General features: G+C 34.0%; 10 protein-coding genes. 2 read left to right on the forward strand and 8 right to left on the reverse strand.

Going from position 1 to position 15516, the window contains the following annotated elements:
- Positions 1-84: 84 nt before the first annotated feature.
- The 3 genes from J8281_RS12405 to J8281_RS12415 form a co-directional block, all read right to left on the reverse strand.
- Complete coding sequence (locus tag J8281_RS12405) at positions 85-3291, reverse strand: hypothetical protein (RefSeq protein WP_210197955.1); 3207 nt, start codon at positions 3289-3291, stop codon at positions 85-87.
- Between the two features lie 436 nt (positions 3292-3727).
- Entirely contained in the window at positions 3728-4081 is a 354-nt protein-coding gene (locus tag J8281_RS12410; RefSeq protein ID WP_210197956.1) for a hypothetical protein, read from the reverse strand.
- Between the two features lie 335 nt (positions 4082-4416).
- Positions 4417-5556, reverse strand: coding sequence for a serine hydrolase (locus J8281_RS12415; RefSeq protein ID WP_210197957.1), 1140 nt, complete (start codon positions 5554-5556; stop codon positions 4417-4419).
- A gap of 542 nt (positions 5557-6098) precedes the next feature.
- On the opposite strand from J8281_RS12415, the gene J8281_RS12420 reads away from it, so the two are divergent.
- Together J8281_RS12420 and J8281_RS12425 are read left to right on the forward strand one after the other, a co-directional pair.
- The gene (locus tag J8281_RS12420) at positions 6099-7229 is read left to right on the forward strand and encodes a VWA domain-containing protein (protein WP_210197958.1); all 1131 of its coding nucleotides are present in this window, start codon (positions 6099-6101) and stop codon (positions 7227-7229) included.
- Between the two features lie 112 nt (positions 7230-7341).
- A complete protein-coding gene (locus J8281_RS12425) occupies positions 7342-8805 on the forward strand; it encodes a magnesium chelatase (protein ID WP_210197959.1) in 1464 nt (487 codons plus the stop codon).
- Between the two features lie 8 nt (positions 8806-8813).
- On the opposite strand, the gene J8281_RS12430 is transcribed toward J8281_RS12425, so the two are convergent.
- The 5 genes from J8281_RS12430 to J8281_RS12450 all read right to left on the reverse strand — a co-directional run bounded on the left by J8281_RS12430 (position 8814) and on the right by J8281_RS12450 (position 15468).
- Entirely contained in the window at positions 8814-9641 is an 828-nt protein-coding gene (locus J8281_RS12430; protein ID WP_210197960.1) for a DUF1853 family protein, read from the reverse strand.
- On the reverse strand, positions 9642-11690 hold the full coding sequence (locus tag J8281_RS12435; RefSeq protein WP_210197961.1) for a response regulator: 2049 nt from the start codon (positions 11688-11690) through the stop codon (positions 9642-9644).
- An 814-nt stretch (positions 11691-12504) separates the two neighbouring features.
- Positions 12505-13179 carry a DUF2490 domain-containing protein gene (locus J8281_RS12440; RefSeq protein WP_210197962.1) on the reverse strand — a complete coding sequence of 225 codons (675 nt, stop codon included), beginning with the start codon at positions 13177-13179 and terminating at the stop codon, positions 12505-12507.
- A gap of 19 nt (positions 13180-13198) precedes the next feature.
- Positions 13199-13723, reverse strand: a complete 525-nt coding sequence (locus J8281_RS12445; RefSeq protein WP_210197963.1) for a hypothetical protein — start codon at positions 13721-13723, stop codon at positions 13199-13201.
- Between the two features lie 620 nt (positions 13724-14343).
- Positions 14344-15468 (reverse strand): GAF domain-containing protein, encoded by a 1125-nt coding sequence (locus J8281_RS12450; RefSeq protein ID WP_210197964.1) that lies wholly within the window; start codon positions 15466-15468, stop codon positions 14344-14346.
- Positions 15469-15516 lie beyond the last annotated feature (48 nt).

Raw genomic sequence — 15516 nt, forward strand, 5'->3', positions numbered from 1 at the left:
ACAATCATGTTGTTGATGATCAACATATTTATTATGGTTTAATTTATAAGGATGTTGATATTGATGTATGAAATTAAATCCATTTTAATCTAAGCCAAAGCTTTCTATTTTTTTGAATGGAGAAGTATTTAACTTCTCTATAGTTTCTCTATAAGATTTCCATTCGTTGGTAAAAAATGTATTAGTTTTCTTTAAGGCTTCTTGCAATGCTTCTTTTGCTTGTTGTATTAGTGTATTTTCAGTAGTTGTTAGTCCATTTTGCCTGCTGCCTACATACCAATTAGCTGTGCCCATACGTTGCATAACATGAACTTCGGGATTGCGAGTGATACCTTGTCGCTTGTCTTCTTTTCCGATATAAAGCGCAATAACACTATCGATTTTTTTTGAAATTTCTTTAGAAAGCTGTATTTGATCTTTGAATTTCTTTTTATCAAGTTCTTTAAGCTCTTTTTGATAGCCAGAGGCTACCTCTTTACTTTCAACGAGTTGTTTTACGGCATCAGCGGCTGTTTGTCTCATTTTTTCGATATTTTTTAATGCAGTGTATATTTCATCAATATTTTTTTGAGACACTTGTAGTCGCGGATCAGATTGTACCTTGATTACAGTTTCAGAAGTTTGATCGCCATATTGCATTTTTAATTGATATTGACCTGGTTTTACCAATACTCCGCTAGGTTCTTTAACCTGTTTTGTTAATTTTCTAGAAGGGCGATCTGCTCCTTTTTCTTTCATACCCCATGTAATTTTATGAAGTCCGGTAGAATCAGGTGCCTTCTGTTTTAAAGTTCGTATTAATTGATCGCCATTATAGACTTTGAGGTAAATCGAATCCCAGGTTACTTTGGCTTCCTTTTTTTCATTTTCTTCCGCATCGTTCTCTTTTTCATTATCATCTTTAGTATTCGTTTTCTTTTTTTCAACTTGTACGTAATAGGATATGAGTGCTCCTTTATCTCGGTTCTCTCCATTATACAATGCATCTGCACCAAAACGACTACCTGTAGGTTGTTGATATGCTGCCTGGTAGGCAACTGGTGGATTAAAAAGATGCAATTTCTGATTCAAAAGGGATCTATTTTTTGCTATGGCTCTTAAGGGCCGAATATCATCTAATATCCAAGCCGCTCTACCAAATGTACCAATAACGAGATCATGCTCTCTGGGTTGAATGACCAAATCTTTTACCGATACAGTTGGAAATCCTTTAGTCCATTTCATCCAGTCGTTACCCGCATTTATAGAAACATACAATCCGTCATCAGTGCCCAGAAACATTAGATTTTTTTCAATAGGATCTTCAACAATACAAAGAGTATAACTTTTTACATCATTTTGGTCTACAATACGATTCCACGTTTTACCATAATCAGTAGTTCTATATGCGTAGGGAGTATAATTAAACCTTCTGTAATCATTAGCTATTAGTAATGCTTCGCCTTTCTTCTTGTTTGAAGCTTTAATCTGTACGATCCAGCTACCTTGTGGTAATCCCTTTACATTTTTGGATACTTCTGTCCAGTTGGTTCCTCCATCTTTAGTGATATGCACGCGACCATCATCTGTACCTACCCACAACATGTTTTGTTCAAGAGGTGAAGGTTCGATAACCAATATCGTACAATGATTCTCGGCTCCTGTGGCATCCATTGTTAGTCCGCCACTTTCAGATTGTTTTAATTTTTTTGGGTCATTGGTAGTTAAATCTGGTGATATCACTTTCCAGGTGAGTCCTTTATCGGTACTTTTATGCACAAACTGACTTCCGAAATAAAGGGTGCTATTATCAAATGGATCTATATTAATAGCAGCATTCCAGTTAAAACGTAGTTGTATTGCTGGATCGGGATGTGTAGGGCGTACGGTATAATTATTTCCTGTCTTCCAATCGTAACGACTCACGTATCCTTGTTGACTCATAGACCAACCATATCGAGAATCATCTTTATCGGGCACTACATCAAAACCATCTCCGAAAGAGATTTCTTGCCAGTATGAATTTCTAATGCCCTGATCTTTCCAAACATAAGAAGGGCCGCGCCAACTCCCGTTGTCTTGCATGCCCCCGTATACGTTATATGGAAATTCGTTATCAACATTGATATGATAAAATTGCGCTACAGGCAGATTACCAATAAATCGCCAAGTTTTACCCCCATCCCGGGTAATATTTAATCCCCCATCGTTACCATCAATCATAAAATTACCATCGTGAGGATGAATCCACCAAGCATGATGGTCGGGGTGTACACCATTATCTACCCCATAGGCAGGCATTAACTCAGCAAAGTTTTTACCACCATCTTCAGAAACATTGACATATGTAAATACAGAATATATTCTGTTTTCGTTTTCAGGATCTACAAATATATCAGAGTAATAAAAAGGACGATTGCCAATATCTTTTTTGTCATTTACTTTGGCCCACGTAAAGCCCCCATCAGTTGATTTGTAGAGTGCATTTTTCTTTGCTTCTATGAGGGCATAGATTATATTAGGCTTGTTTGCAGCAATAGCCAAACCTATTCTACCTAAATTACCTTTTGGCAATCCGTCTTTTTCTGTTCTTTCTTCCCAGGTATCACCTCCATCGTAACTTATAAATAAACCAGATCCTTCACCACCAGATTTGAAAAACCAAGGATCGCGTTTGTGCTCCCAAAGGGCTGCGATAAGTTTGTTTGGATTTGTAGGATCCATAACTAAATCTGCAGCTCCTGTTTTATTATTTGCAAAGAGAATCTTATCCCAGGTTTTTCCTCCATTTTTAGTCTTGTATACGCCTCTTTCTGGATGCTCTCCCCATGGCGATCCAATGGCAGCCACATATACGATATCTGGATTAGATGGATCTATAACAACTCTATGAATGTGTCTTGTTTTTTCGAGCCCCATACTTTTCCAGTTTTTACCACCATCTAATGACTTGTAGATACCGTAACCACCGTTTAGACTGTTTCTTGGGTTGCCTTCTCCCGTACCTACCCATATTACAGATGGATTAGATTGTTGTATAGCTACCGCACCTATTGAAGCAGTTATCTGGTTATCAAAAATAGGCTCCCACTGGATACCTCCCGATGTAGATTTCCATACTCCCCCTGATGCCGTCCCGGCGTAAATGATATTAGGATCAGAGGTAACAACGTCAATAGAAGTTACACGCCCGCTCATACCGCCAGGCCCTATGTTTCTTGGAGTTAAATCCTGTATTAGATCCATAGAAAATTGCTGGGAAAAGACGGATATTGAAATAAGTAAGAATACTGCTAAAATGATGTTTTTCATTTTTGAATATGGGTTAATTATAGTTGTAAACGTTAAATAGAAATAATCAGAAAGGTGTTTGGCATTTATACTCTAGTTATTTCTAACGGATATTAGAAATATATTTTTGAGTCTTAAACCATACATACAAAGCAACTGTAGTAAAAAGTAATGAATTATTTTAATACGTTTTTGATTGACTGACTATTTATCGTCTAAAGTAAATAAAATGGAAAAGCTAAAGTCTTAAAAGCATGTTAAGGTAAAAACGCCGTTATACTTATATTTATGGGAGAACATTTCTAGATAATTCTGAAAATTTGCATGTTTCTGGCATAATGATTTTAAGGATAAAGAGGTATTTTAAGCCGTAATAGCTGCCCGCCTTTTTTTAAATAAAATAGCAGGTGGGGATCTTATAATGCATAATGTGGGTTAAACCAATCCTGTTTTAGCGTTACTTGATTTTAAGATTGTTTCCATCTCTTGCTGAAATTAAATTGAAATCCTTATCAACTTTGATGATGATTTTTTTACTGGTACTTAGATTTACCATTTTCCATCTAAAACCGTATGATGTTTCAAAAATTGCAGATCTTGCCATTTTCCGTAAATCTATGTCATCCATTTCTTCTACAATTTGATTGACCTGTAAATCTATACCGCGTTGCTGTACTTCTTCAGGAGAAAGTTTACGATCTCTGGGATTTTGTGAATGATCAATACAGGCTAAAGTCGTTTTTACTTCCTGAACGTTGCCATATATAAAAGGGGAGAGCAGTACCAATAGCAGTAGTATGTAATTTTTCATAATTGTGGGGTTTACATTATAATTACATACTATGCAAGCACATAGTTATGCAATTACAATATCATTTTTATTTGTATCCATATTGTATTTGTATTTTGCTTTCGACAATAATTTAAAACGAAGGGGTAGCTTCTAATATAACGATTTTTATCGTATTATCGTGCTGTTTTTCGAAAGAAATATTGAAACTTAGTAAGTAGAGAACGTGTTACGCTAACTATACCTACCTCTATATCACAATTAACTTATAGCATGTATAGAGACTCCTTACAGGTAGTTTTTCTTTCAACCGTCATGCCAAGGGTTCGCCCTAAAATTGTTTACTGAAGTTTGATCTACTTCCTGTTTAATTCGAAAGTATATATTTGTCGTCCTAGTTCTGCTAAGAACGGGATTCCGATAGTGTCATATTCATACTGATCGTCATTGTAGATTTCATTTTTATTAACATGTACAGTAGCAGACAGGATAAACTCGAGGTTATTTTTGGTATCTATTATATATGCACAATCGGTAAGATATCCATACGCATACCCCACCTTATTATACATCTTGATGTGATCAGGGATACCCCTTTTATGATCACCAAAAATGAAAAATTTAACGTAAGAGTCATAATAAATTGTTTTATCAAATCCGGCTTGATGAGGTAAATTTTGCATAGCTTTTAGGATAAACGTTCTATCAGCTGGATTCATATCAAATTGATCAGATTTTTTATAGGAGTCAGGAAAATGAATACGCTTCATCATGCTATGTAAAGATCGTAAGGGAAGGTAGTTCTTTTTAGAAAAATCTTTTGGATGTTTAATTAAACTGTCATTTTGAAAATATCCTTTACCTTTTGACGTGTTTTTTAACGACAATTTTGGTAAGGCTTTATTTTTAATAGGATACTGTTTATATACTGGGATACTATCATCGAGATGCTTCTTGAACATAATAGATGCTGTGGTTAAGCTTCTAGAATTAGGAATGGATAAACGATGAGAAATATTCCCTTTTAGTTGTTTTGAATGCAAATTTTGATTGATATAATCCTGACCTAGAAATTCAAACAAACGATTGTAAGCCTGATTATCGCTAATAGCAAAAATATCGATAATAGACTTTTCTATAGAAGAATGATACGTATCGTTTTGCGTTTTAAAATTTGTTTTTCTATCGATACGTACCCCTTTTTCCTGTAATTCTTTTAATTTTCCTAATGCAAGCAGCGCTATAGGAAACTTTACCGAACTAGCGGGGTAAAAATAAATACTGTCGTTTACGTTAAATTCAAAATCGGTAAAACTGACGTTTCCTTGCGTATTTCGGTCTATCTGCGTATATAGTATTTGTACCTCATAATTCTTATAGCTTTGCATAATATTTCTAATCGCATCTTCTTTAGATTGCAATACTTGTTCTAAAGGATTTTGCGTAGTGCATGATACTATCATGAGTAAAACAACAACAACATACTTTGTGCTCATACGTGTAAATTTTAGTAATTACTTGGTCATAAAATACTTATAAAATCGAAAACGTAGGTAGCTGCTACGCTCTCTCGTTAAAAATTTTAAACATCTCTTCTAGTGAAGAAATTTTTAAAATTCATTATTGTTTGTTTCACAAGAAGAAAAGGCGAGGAGCATTCTACCTGTTTAAGCATTTCTTTCAACATGTACAGCAAGTTAAAAGTAATCTTTTTAAAGAAAAGAGTGCTAGAGTTTAACCTGACTTGGCTCAATACAGAAATTCTGACAGAATATCGCTTCAGTAAAAAAATCTGTCAAATATATTATGTTAATTCTTATTCGTTAATCCATTTTATGGTTTCGTTCTTAATGAACTAGTTTAAACTTTTTTCAATTTGCTAAAAAAATGCTGTTTTGCACTTATATTTTATAATTTTTGACTTCCGTAGCGCTGCTATGCAAGTAAAAAATTACTTCATTTAAGCACAAAACCTTCATTTTTCATCTAAATCAAAAAAGTTTAAACTAGTTCAGTTAAAATATACTAACTTTAGCTAATGAAAAAGAAAAAAATGAATCGTAAAAGAGGTTTCGTCTTCAAACCTTTTGAAGCCAAAGAGCAATCCCCATTCGAGAAGCTTTTTGATATTTTTCAGGAAATTATTACACATACTTCTGGTGATTTGGATGAAGCTCTGGATTGGATGAAAGAATTAGATAAAGAGTATCAACTAACTGACGAGAACTATACTCTGGACGACTTTGTAGAGGATTTAAAAAGGAAAGGATTTATTAGAGAGGAAATCAAACCAAACGGCAAAGGTGGAATGTCAATAACTGCCAAAACCGAACAGGCTATTCGTAAAAGAGCCCTGGATCAAATTTTCGGGAAATTAAAACGAAGTGGATCGGGAAACCATCGAACTAATTATATCGGTAGAGGTGATGAACATGCAGGAGAGTTCAGAAATTATAACTATGGGGATTCACTAGAACGTATCTCAATCACAGAAAGCTTAAAAAATGCACAAATTAATCACGGTATTGGCGACCTTCATTTAACCGAAGATGATTTGGTGGTAGAAGAAACGCAGTACAAAGCCCAAATGAGTACCGTTTTAATGATTGATATAAGTCATAGTATGATTTTGTATGGAGAAGATCGTATTACTCCGGCCAAAAAAGTAGCCATGGCATTAGCAGAACTTATTACTACTAGATATCCAAAAGACACACTCGATATTTTAGTTTTTGGTAATGATGCATGGCCCATCGCTATAAAAGATTTACCCTATTTGCAAGTGGGGCCCTATCATACCAATACCGTTGCTGGATTACAATTAGCGATGGATATGTTGCGTAGAAAGCGAAATACCAATAAACAAATTTTTATGATCACCGATGGTAAACCCAGTTGCCTAAGAATGCCAGATGGGCAGTATTATAAAAATAGCAATGGTTTAGACAAGCACATTGTTAATAAATGTTATATGATGGCGCAACAAGCAAGAAAGTTACATATTCCTATTACTACATTTATGATTGCTCAGGATCCTTACTTAATGCAATTTGTAAAAGAATTTACCTATGCCAATCAAGGAAAAGCATTTTATACCGGACTAAAAGGACTCGGGGAAATGATTTTTGAAGATTATGAAACCAATAGAAAGAAAAAAATACGAGGATAATTGTAAAGAATTCATTGTTTTTAAGAAGAAGAACATATGAAGTGAGTATAAACCACCTAAGAACAGACAGATTTTAATTTCTTTATGTTGAATACACTAAAAAAATAAGCAGATGAACATTGAAGCTATAAAGACTTTTGGCGATTTAAAAAAATCTGGATATCAAAGTAAGTCTATTAAAGACGAACTACGGGATAATTTAAGAAACCGAATTACCGCCAAAGAAGATACGTTTACCGGGATACATGGATATGAAAACACTGTGATTCCTGAACTGGAAAGAGCAATTTTATCAAGACACAATATCAATTTACTCGGTTTACGAGGTCAGGCCAAAACACGTTTGGCAAGGCAAATGGTTCAGCTTTTGGATGAATGGATACCAGTAGTTAAAGGATCAGAAATTAATGATGACCCTTTTCATCCTATTTCCAGATATGCGTCCGATATATTACAAGAGAAAGCAGATGATACACCCATAAGCTGGATACACAGATCAGAACGTTTTGCTGAAAAATTAGCAACACCCGATGTTACTGTTGCAGATATTATCGGAGATGTTGACCCGATCAAAGCAGCAAATTTAAAGTTAAGCTATGCCGACGATAGGGTGATTCATTTCGGAATGATTCCAAGAGCAAACAGAAGTATTTTTGTAATCAACGAACTCCCAGATTTACAGTCACGAATACAAGTTGCGCTTTTCAATATATTGCAAGAGGGAGATATTCAAATACGTGGTTTTAAATTAAGATTACCTCTGGATATTCAATTTGTTTTTACTGCCAATCCAGAAGATTATACCAATCGAGGGAGCATAGTTACACCATTAAAGGATAGAATCGGATCCCAAATTCTAACGCATTATCCAGAAACTGTTGAGATTGCTAAAATAATCACACAACAAGAAGCAAAATTAGATGCACGACAACAGGACCTGGTTTATGTGCCTGAAATTGCTAAAACGTTACTCGAACAAATTGGTTTTGAGGCTAGAGATAGTGAGTTTATTGATCATAAAAGCGGTATAAGTGCAAGAATGAGTATTACGGCTTATGAAAATTTATTAAGTACCGCAGAGCATCGGGCTTTGCGATCAAACGACGAAAAAACCACCTTGCGCTTAAGTGACTTTGTAGGTGTGATCCCTGCGATAACAGGAAAAGTAGAATTAGTTTACGAAGGCGAACAAGAGGGAGCATCTTCGGTGGCTAATTCTCTAATTTCTGAAGCTATCAAAACGTTGTTTCCCGATTATTTTCCTGCTATAGAGAAATTAGAAAAAGAAGATTATGAAAGTCCGTATCAGGATCTGATCAATTGGTTTTTTGAAGAGAGCGGGTTCGAACTACTTGATGATGTATCAGACAAAAACTATATATCACAATTAGATGCCATTGCGCCTCTGGATGATTTAATAAAGAAATATCAACCTGATCTGGATAAAACCGATAACTATTTTATGAAAGAATTTGTATTGTGGGGGCTAGTCGAATATAAAAAATTGAGTAAACATAGACTTTCTGAAGGTTTTCAGTTTAATGATCTCTACGGAAGTTATATTAGTGGGCTTTAAATTATCAATCACCACCATACTACAAATAGTCGAACATATTCATCTTCATTACGTTTTATCCAAAGTAATGATGATGTTTTTTGAAGATATTTTTGGCGTATATCATCAACTATTTCATCGTAGCACAACCAAGTTTTATTATATTTCGGATGCATGACCCATTCTTTTTTAAAAGGAATGTAAAATAATAAGGAACCAAAACGCTCTTTGCTTACTTCTTCCATTCGTATCCAGTATCCGACAATACAATCTTGGTAATGTACTTGTAAACGTTCTTTTTGATATGAAAACGGAATAAATAAATTGACTAAATAGCAAATTTGCTGTTCAATTTCGCCAGGTCTTAAATCATAATCTTTTAGTGCGATTTTGGTTTGCTCGTGATACAGCAATGGAAATTGTTTATGCGTAAGCTTTTCTAATTTTTGAGGTAATGAATCCTTACGGTTTGGTCCTATCCAACGTTGAATCTCCTGTTTCACTTCGGGGTCATAAAGATAGAATTTATACACCAGTTCTACATGTATTGTTTTTTTTGAATAGGTATCCAGCATGATAAAATCAAGTTCGCCTACGGTAATTTTATCATCAAAAATTTGAACACCCTTAGCAATGAGTTGATATCGATTTGTATGAAGAATACAATACTCAAAAAATTGTTCAACAAACTTTCCTAATACCTCATTTTTTTTGTAATCAATAGTAATCTTTTTGATAGTTGAGAACGAAAGTGTTGATAATTCTTTAAAATCAAAAGGTTTAACAGGTAATAATGATTGTATATTTTGTAAGGTGTTGCTTTGTAAGAAACCTAAAAACTGATGCGGCATTGACATTTAAATAGTTTTCGATTTTTTAAATTTAGCGCTAGTCGTGTATTTTTGAAGGATGGGTTTTAAAAGTCGCTTGTCAATAGGTTTTGCGATAAGATCATCGCAACCCGAAGCCAATGCTTTTCGAATATCCTCTTCGGTCGAATATGCTGTTTGCGCCACTACCGGTAATCCTGGTCTTATTTTTTTGATTTTTTTGGTGGCAGCATATCCATCCATAATGGGCATTCTTATATCCATTAATACAAGGTCAATATTTGGATTGTTTTTACATAATTCTACCGCTTTTTTTCCGTTTTCTGCACGATAAATTACAAATTTGTATCCCTTCATCTTAAGTAATATAGTTTTGAGATAGATAAAATTAGTATTTCCATCTTCAGCAATTAGAATAACCTGTTTTAAATCGTTGTTAATTGCTTCAGAAGTTATACTATTCGTAGGATCTGCGTAAATTTGAGCATGGATAACCGGATGATATGGGATACATAAAGTAAAGGTAGAACCTATGTTTGGTCTGGAAATAAAAGATATTTTTCCGTTCAAATAGGCGGCATATTTTTGCGCTATAGATAGTCCCAATCCTAAGCCATCGTAACTCTTGGTTACTTCTTTTTCAGATTGCGAAAAGTCGTTAAATATAAGATCCTGATCTTCTTTTTTTATACCAATACCACTATCTTTAATCATAACCATAAGAAAATCATCTTTGATTTTTGTTGTAATTTCTACAAGGCCTTTATGGGTAAATTTTATAGCATTATCAATTAGTCGTTGTAAGATTTTATAAATCTTCGCACGGTCTGCAAAGATGAACCCATGTTGTGAGGGGATCGTATTTCGTATACGAAAAACAATATCTTTCTCGAGGGCCTTATCTTTATACAAATCGTTTAATTGCTGTAAAAGTTCATTAAAATTCACCTCTTCTTCTTGTACTATTATTTGATTGGTTTGTAACTGTGATATTTCAATAATATCATCTATAATATTGATGAGCTGGTAACCACTGCTCGCAATAATCTTAGCATATTCTTCATAATCCTCTTTAGGGGTTTCTGGATCATTAATAAGTTCAGAGAAGCCAATAATACCATTCATTGGCGTTCGTACTTCATGAGAGATATTATGTATAAATGCTGTTTTTAATCGATTGCTTTCTTCAGCCTTATCTTTTGCAATCATCAACTCTTTGGTTTTTTGCTTTACTAAAAATTTGAGGTATCGATTTAGCAATAAAACGATAATCATCAAAGAGAGAATAACTGTAGAAAGTGCAACCCAAAACCTTGCTTGCTTATACAGTGGGACGAATGTATGATACAACCAATTATCGATAATAGTTTGTTTCTCTTTATCCAAAATACTGCCAGTTGCTTTATCAATAATTTGGTTAAGCATTTTTTGATTTTTTTGAACCGCAACACTGGGGGTATAGGTATACTTTGTTTTGGCAGTAATACTCAAATTTTCCAAATTTTCAGACTTTATTAAATAGTTGGCAACTGCTTTTGGACCAATGTACGCAAAGTGTTCTCCTGTACTTACTTTGTGAAGACAAGTAATATCATCTAATGCTGTAGTGATATTAATCCTTTTTTCTTTTTCTTTTAATATTTCATAAATACCATAATCTTTGGGAACCACTACACTTTTGTTTTGTAGATCTGTTAGGCGTACTACGATATTATCTTTTTTGGTAACAATGACATAGTCTGACGTAAACAATTTTGAATAAAAATTGAGATAGTTTTTTCTATTCGATGTTTCTTGGATCTCGAGAATAAGATCTATTTTATTACTTCGTGCATCATTTAGAAGTTCTTCCCAATTCGCATATCTCTTTTTTATAAAATTAAGGCCTGTTTTTTGCTCTAAAAGATCGAGATAGTCGATTAAAACACCATCAACTTTTTGATTATCATCAACGAATTGATAGGGTTTATAGTAAGGAAATAGGGCTACAGTGACTTTATTTTTGTTTTTGCTTACCCATGCTGCTTCAGTATCTGATAATATGGTAGCGTTCGAACATGAATAATATGTGTTCACAACCCCTATAATTAGCAAATGATATAACAATTTTTTCGACATAGTTCTAATACAATAAATCGGGTTCAATAATCGACTTCTAAGCCGAACCAGCATTGAAAAGTTAGCTCGTAGCTTAATTCGAAATTAAAATTGTATTCCATTTGTTGTCTTATACCAAATCTACCATAAAATAGCACAAATCTCCTTGTTCATTTTACCTCTTACTTCATTGAAAAATAATTCCGTAGCTATGGCTATGCAATAATTTTATGGCTTCGAAGGAGAGAAAAGTAGCTTCGCATCTTTTATGCTATTTTATTTTATAGCAGATTTGGTATTAGAAATTTACCCTTTCCTAATTTTAAACCCGGTTTATGCATTAGAATTTCGTTATGAGGGTTGAAAATGCTATAAAAACCAAATGTTTGCTAGGTTTCAGCATAGCACCGCTATTGTGAAACCTAAAAATACAACGTAGTGCTTGGTTTTGCAGCAGTTTCAAGCCGTAGTACCTGCCCGCCTTTTTCTAATAAAATGGCAGGCGGGGATTTTCTAGTGCGTAAAGCAGGTTAAATTCCTCTATTAAAGATACTATAATAGTAACACTTTTAAAAATGCAATGTTTAAAATTATTGAATTCTATAGTAAAAAAATTGATATCACATGTGATAGGCTGTGGTGTGATACTTTTAACTTGCTAAATTTACTTCGAATATCTTAGTTTACTGGTGCCGCCAAAGAGTATAATACCTCCCCGGAGGTTTGCCTCGAAATTTAAAAATTGTTTTCAACGGATACTTCATGGGCTTGTCCCGAAGTAGTTTAGTTTTATTTACAAGGTGTAATACCAATTTATACTAAGCCAAAGATCGTTTTCTTGTCCAGAAGATAATAAATTGTCTAAACGATAATCCAGCCCAAGTTCTACTTTATTTTTTTTATTAATTTCATATCCTATAAACGGTAAAATTCGGGTTTCAAAAGTGGTTTCTGAATTTTGGAATTTCATAAGATATTCGTTGCTTATTTTAAAATATAATTCTTTTGGATCTACCTTATTTCCTGAAAGAGGTCTTTCTAAAGCAATTCGATACCGCAGTCTAAACTCTGGTGATTCAGATCGACCAAATGTTTGATCAGTAACAAATCGATGTCCTAGTCGAATCCTATCATAATTTTGAACCAGGGTAAACTGTTGAATCGCTCTATGAAAAATGTAATCACCCTCAAATCGTAAAAGATATCCCCCGTTTATTGCTCCATAAGCTCCAATCTTTAGCGAAAGTAGGGACGATATATCGGTAAGTACATATTCATATTTTAACGTTTCTTCCCTTGTGTCATCAATAAAAAGCTGTCTTGTCTCTAAACCGTTAACCCATTTTAATTTTTCTGATACTTTGGTTGAAATACGAACTCTTGGCAAAATACCTGAAGAAAAAGAAGTTTGTGCAATGACATATTTGGTGGTCATAAGCAGTAAAAACATGGCTAAAGTTTTTTTCATAGGATATGCACTCTTCTTTTTAAAACTCTAGATTATCAGTAGGACGTTGCTTAATTTCAAGAAATTTTTCTACTGTTCCAATACTGTCCAGTAGCATCTCATACATTTTAAAAGCGTTGTCTTTTTTAGCTTTTAGAACCAGTTCATAGCGTTGGTAAGACAACTTATTTTTTTCTTGTTTTTTGATAGATTGTAGCAAATCTTCAGGATTTCCTTTCCACTGAATCTGTGTTTTTATAATCTTGTACTTTTCAAAGAGACTGTCTAATGCAGAAGTAATGTGATTTTGTGTATGTTTTTTAAGTGATGTGAAGTGGACCTTACGTTCTACGTCAATAAGACGGCCCGCAGGATCAAATTCGATACTATGTTTGATTTTTGAATAACAAGTTTTCGCCTCATACGTACGGCCATCCTGACTTTCTTCTGCATACCATTTTACTTTTTTATCAGGGAAAGCTTGCCTAATAAATGCAGTTGCTCCCACAGGTACATGCTCTGCTTTTGTGCGATGCTCTTTCTCAAACTTAGTTTGCGCAGTCATTGTTATTATACTTAAAAGATTGCATATCAAAATGATGGTTTTGATATGTAGTAGCGAAGCTATAGTATACCTTTTTATTTTTAGTTGCATTGGTATGAGTTTATTATACATTAATTTTACAATACTTAAACCCAGTTTATGTATTAAAATTTCGTTATGAGGTTTGAAAATGCCATGACAAAGCATTGCTTTGGGCGAGACGAAGCGTTGAAAGTCTTTTCTAAGTTTCAGCATAGCGGTTTACCTTGAACGGAGTCTAAGGGCTATGGTGACACTTAAAAATATAACTTAATGCTTGGTTTTGCAGCATTTTCAAGCCATAATGGATTTTCTGATACACGAAAAGGATTAAACGTATACGATTAAATATTTTCTGAAAAATAGGGATTTATAGGGATATTAGTCTTAAAGTGATGTTAAGTAGAATAAAATTTATCGGAGCTTTGTCTTTGGAATAGCTCATTTATGGTCAGATGCCAAATGAGCTTTTTTGTTAGAGTGTTTACTATCGCATCATTTCGGCCATAACATAACGTCACTATAAAGGGTTCTTCCCACCGCCTGCTGGGTATTTAAGTTTCGACATTGATCAAAAATAATAAAAGTAGTACGATCAAAACTCAGGTATTTTCTGTATTTAGAATTGTGTGAATTCTCTTTTTCTTATTATGATATGTATCGTATAGTTTTTTTGTAAATATATCGAGCTCTGTGGACACCAACTCTATATATTTTGAGTAGTCCTTTAGGGATTGTGCATTCATTTCTTCATTTTTTATGAGTTGTGTAAGCCCTAGCATTGTACAGATCGGTTTACGAAGCACATGAGAAATATCGAATGATATTTGTTCAATAGTTTGTTCATACTCCTTTTGTATCGAAATATCCTGAAGGATGCCATACCAAACTATGGTTCTATCATTTCTAACTTCTCGTTTGGCAACTCCTTTGAACCAAATAATTTTATGATTTGCATCTATAATTCTAAATTCTTCTTGCCAAACAGAAGTATACTTTGAGAGATTATAGAGACTATTTTTAATAGCTTCAACATCATCCTCGTGAATTACTTTTAAAAGAAGTCGCGGATCAGTCCAAACATCTTGAAAGTTGATATTTAAGTCTATATTATTAATTTCTTCATTTACAAATGTTATAGATTGTTGCAGATTTGTAGCGATTTCATATTGAAAAATGATAGCAGGAACCTGATCTGTTAGCCTTTGTAGTCGTTTTGCATTAAATTTAATGGTTTTGGCTTGTTCGATGGTCAATTTTCTTGAATTCAGGAAATCCATCACCTTTTTTGCAAGCAACTGTAACGCTTTTTTTTGATGTTCAGAAATATGTCTTGGTTTTCTATCAATGATGCATAACGTACCAAGAACATTGCCTAGGGGTGTAACTAACGGCGCCCCAGCATAGAATCTTATGTTAGGATCGCCTACGACTAAAGCATTATCCTTAAACCTTTCGTCGAGCCATGAATCTTCTACGACGAGAACTTCTTCGGGGTGGTCAAGAGTGAATTTGCAAAAGGCCTGTTCGATAGGTGTTTCTCTAACTTTTAATCCTTTTACAGCTTTAAACCATTGTCGAGAGTCATCAAGCAGTGAAATTAAGGATATAGGCGTTTCACATATAGCTGATGCGATCTCTGCCAGCTCATTCAAATCCTCTTCTGGCAGAGTATCCATAATATAATACGCTTCTAGATCTTTTAGCCGGTCTTTTTTATCTGTCATATATCCTTAACGTTTAAAAGAGTCAGATAAGTAAGATACTAAATTTGT

It is taken from the genome of Aquimarina sp. U1-2 (assembly GCF_017897595.1).
In the GTDB taxonomy this organism is placed as follows: Bacteria; Bacteroidota; Bacteroidia; order Flavobacteriales; family Flavobacteriaceae; genus Aquimarina.

Coding starts and splice junctions, on each gene's coding strand:
- J8281_RS12420 (WP_210197958.1), top strand. CDS start 6,099: ATGAAAAAGAAAAAAATGAATCGTAAAAGAGGTTTCGTCTTCAAACCT.
- J8281_RS12405 (WP_210197955.1), bottom strand. CDS start 3,291: ATGAAAAACATCATTTTAGCAGTATTCTTACTTATTTCAATATCCGTC.
- J8281_RS12440 (WP_210197962.1), bottom strand. CDS start 13,179: ATGAAAAAAACTTTAGCCATGTTTTTACTGCTTATGACCACCAAATAT.
- J8281_RS12415 (WP_210197957.1), bottom strand. CDS start 5,556: ATGAGCACAAAGTATGTTGTTGTTGTTTTACTCATGATAGTATCATGC.
- J8281_RS12410 (WP_210197956.1), bottom strand. CDS start 4,081: ATGAAAAATTACATACTACTGCTATTGGTACTGCTCTCCCCTTTTATA.
- J8281_RS12445 (WP_210197963.1), bottom strand. CDS start 13,723: ATGACTGCGCAAACTAAGTTTGAGAAAGAGCATCGCACAAAAGCAGAG.
- J8281_RS12450 (WP_210197964.1), bottom strand. CDS start 15,468: ATGACAGATAAAAAAGACCGGCTAAAAGATCTAGAAGCGTATTATATT.
- J8281_RS12425 (WP_210197959.1), top strand. CDS start 7,342: ATGAACATTGAAGCTATAAAGACTTTTGGCGATTTAAAAAAATCTGGA.
- J8281_RS12430 (WP_210197960.1), bottom strand. CDS start 9,641: ATGTCAATGCCGCATCAGTTTTTAGGTTTCTTACAAAGCAACACCTTA.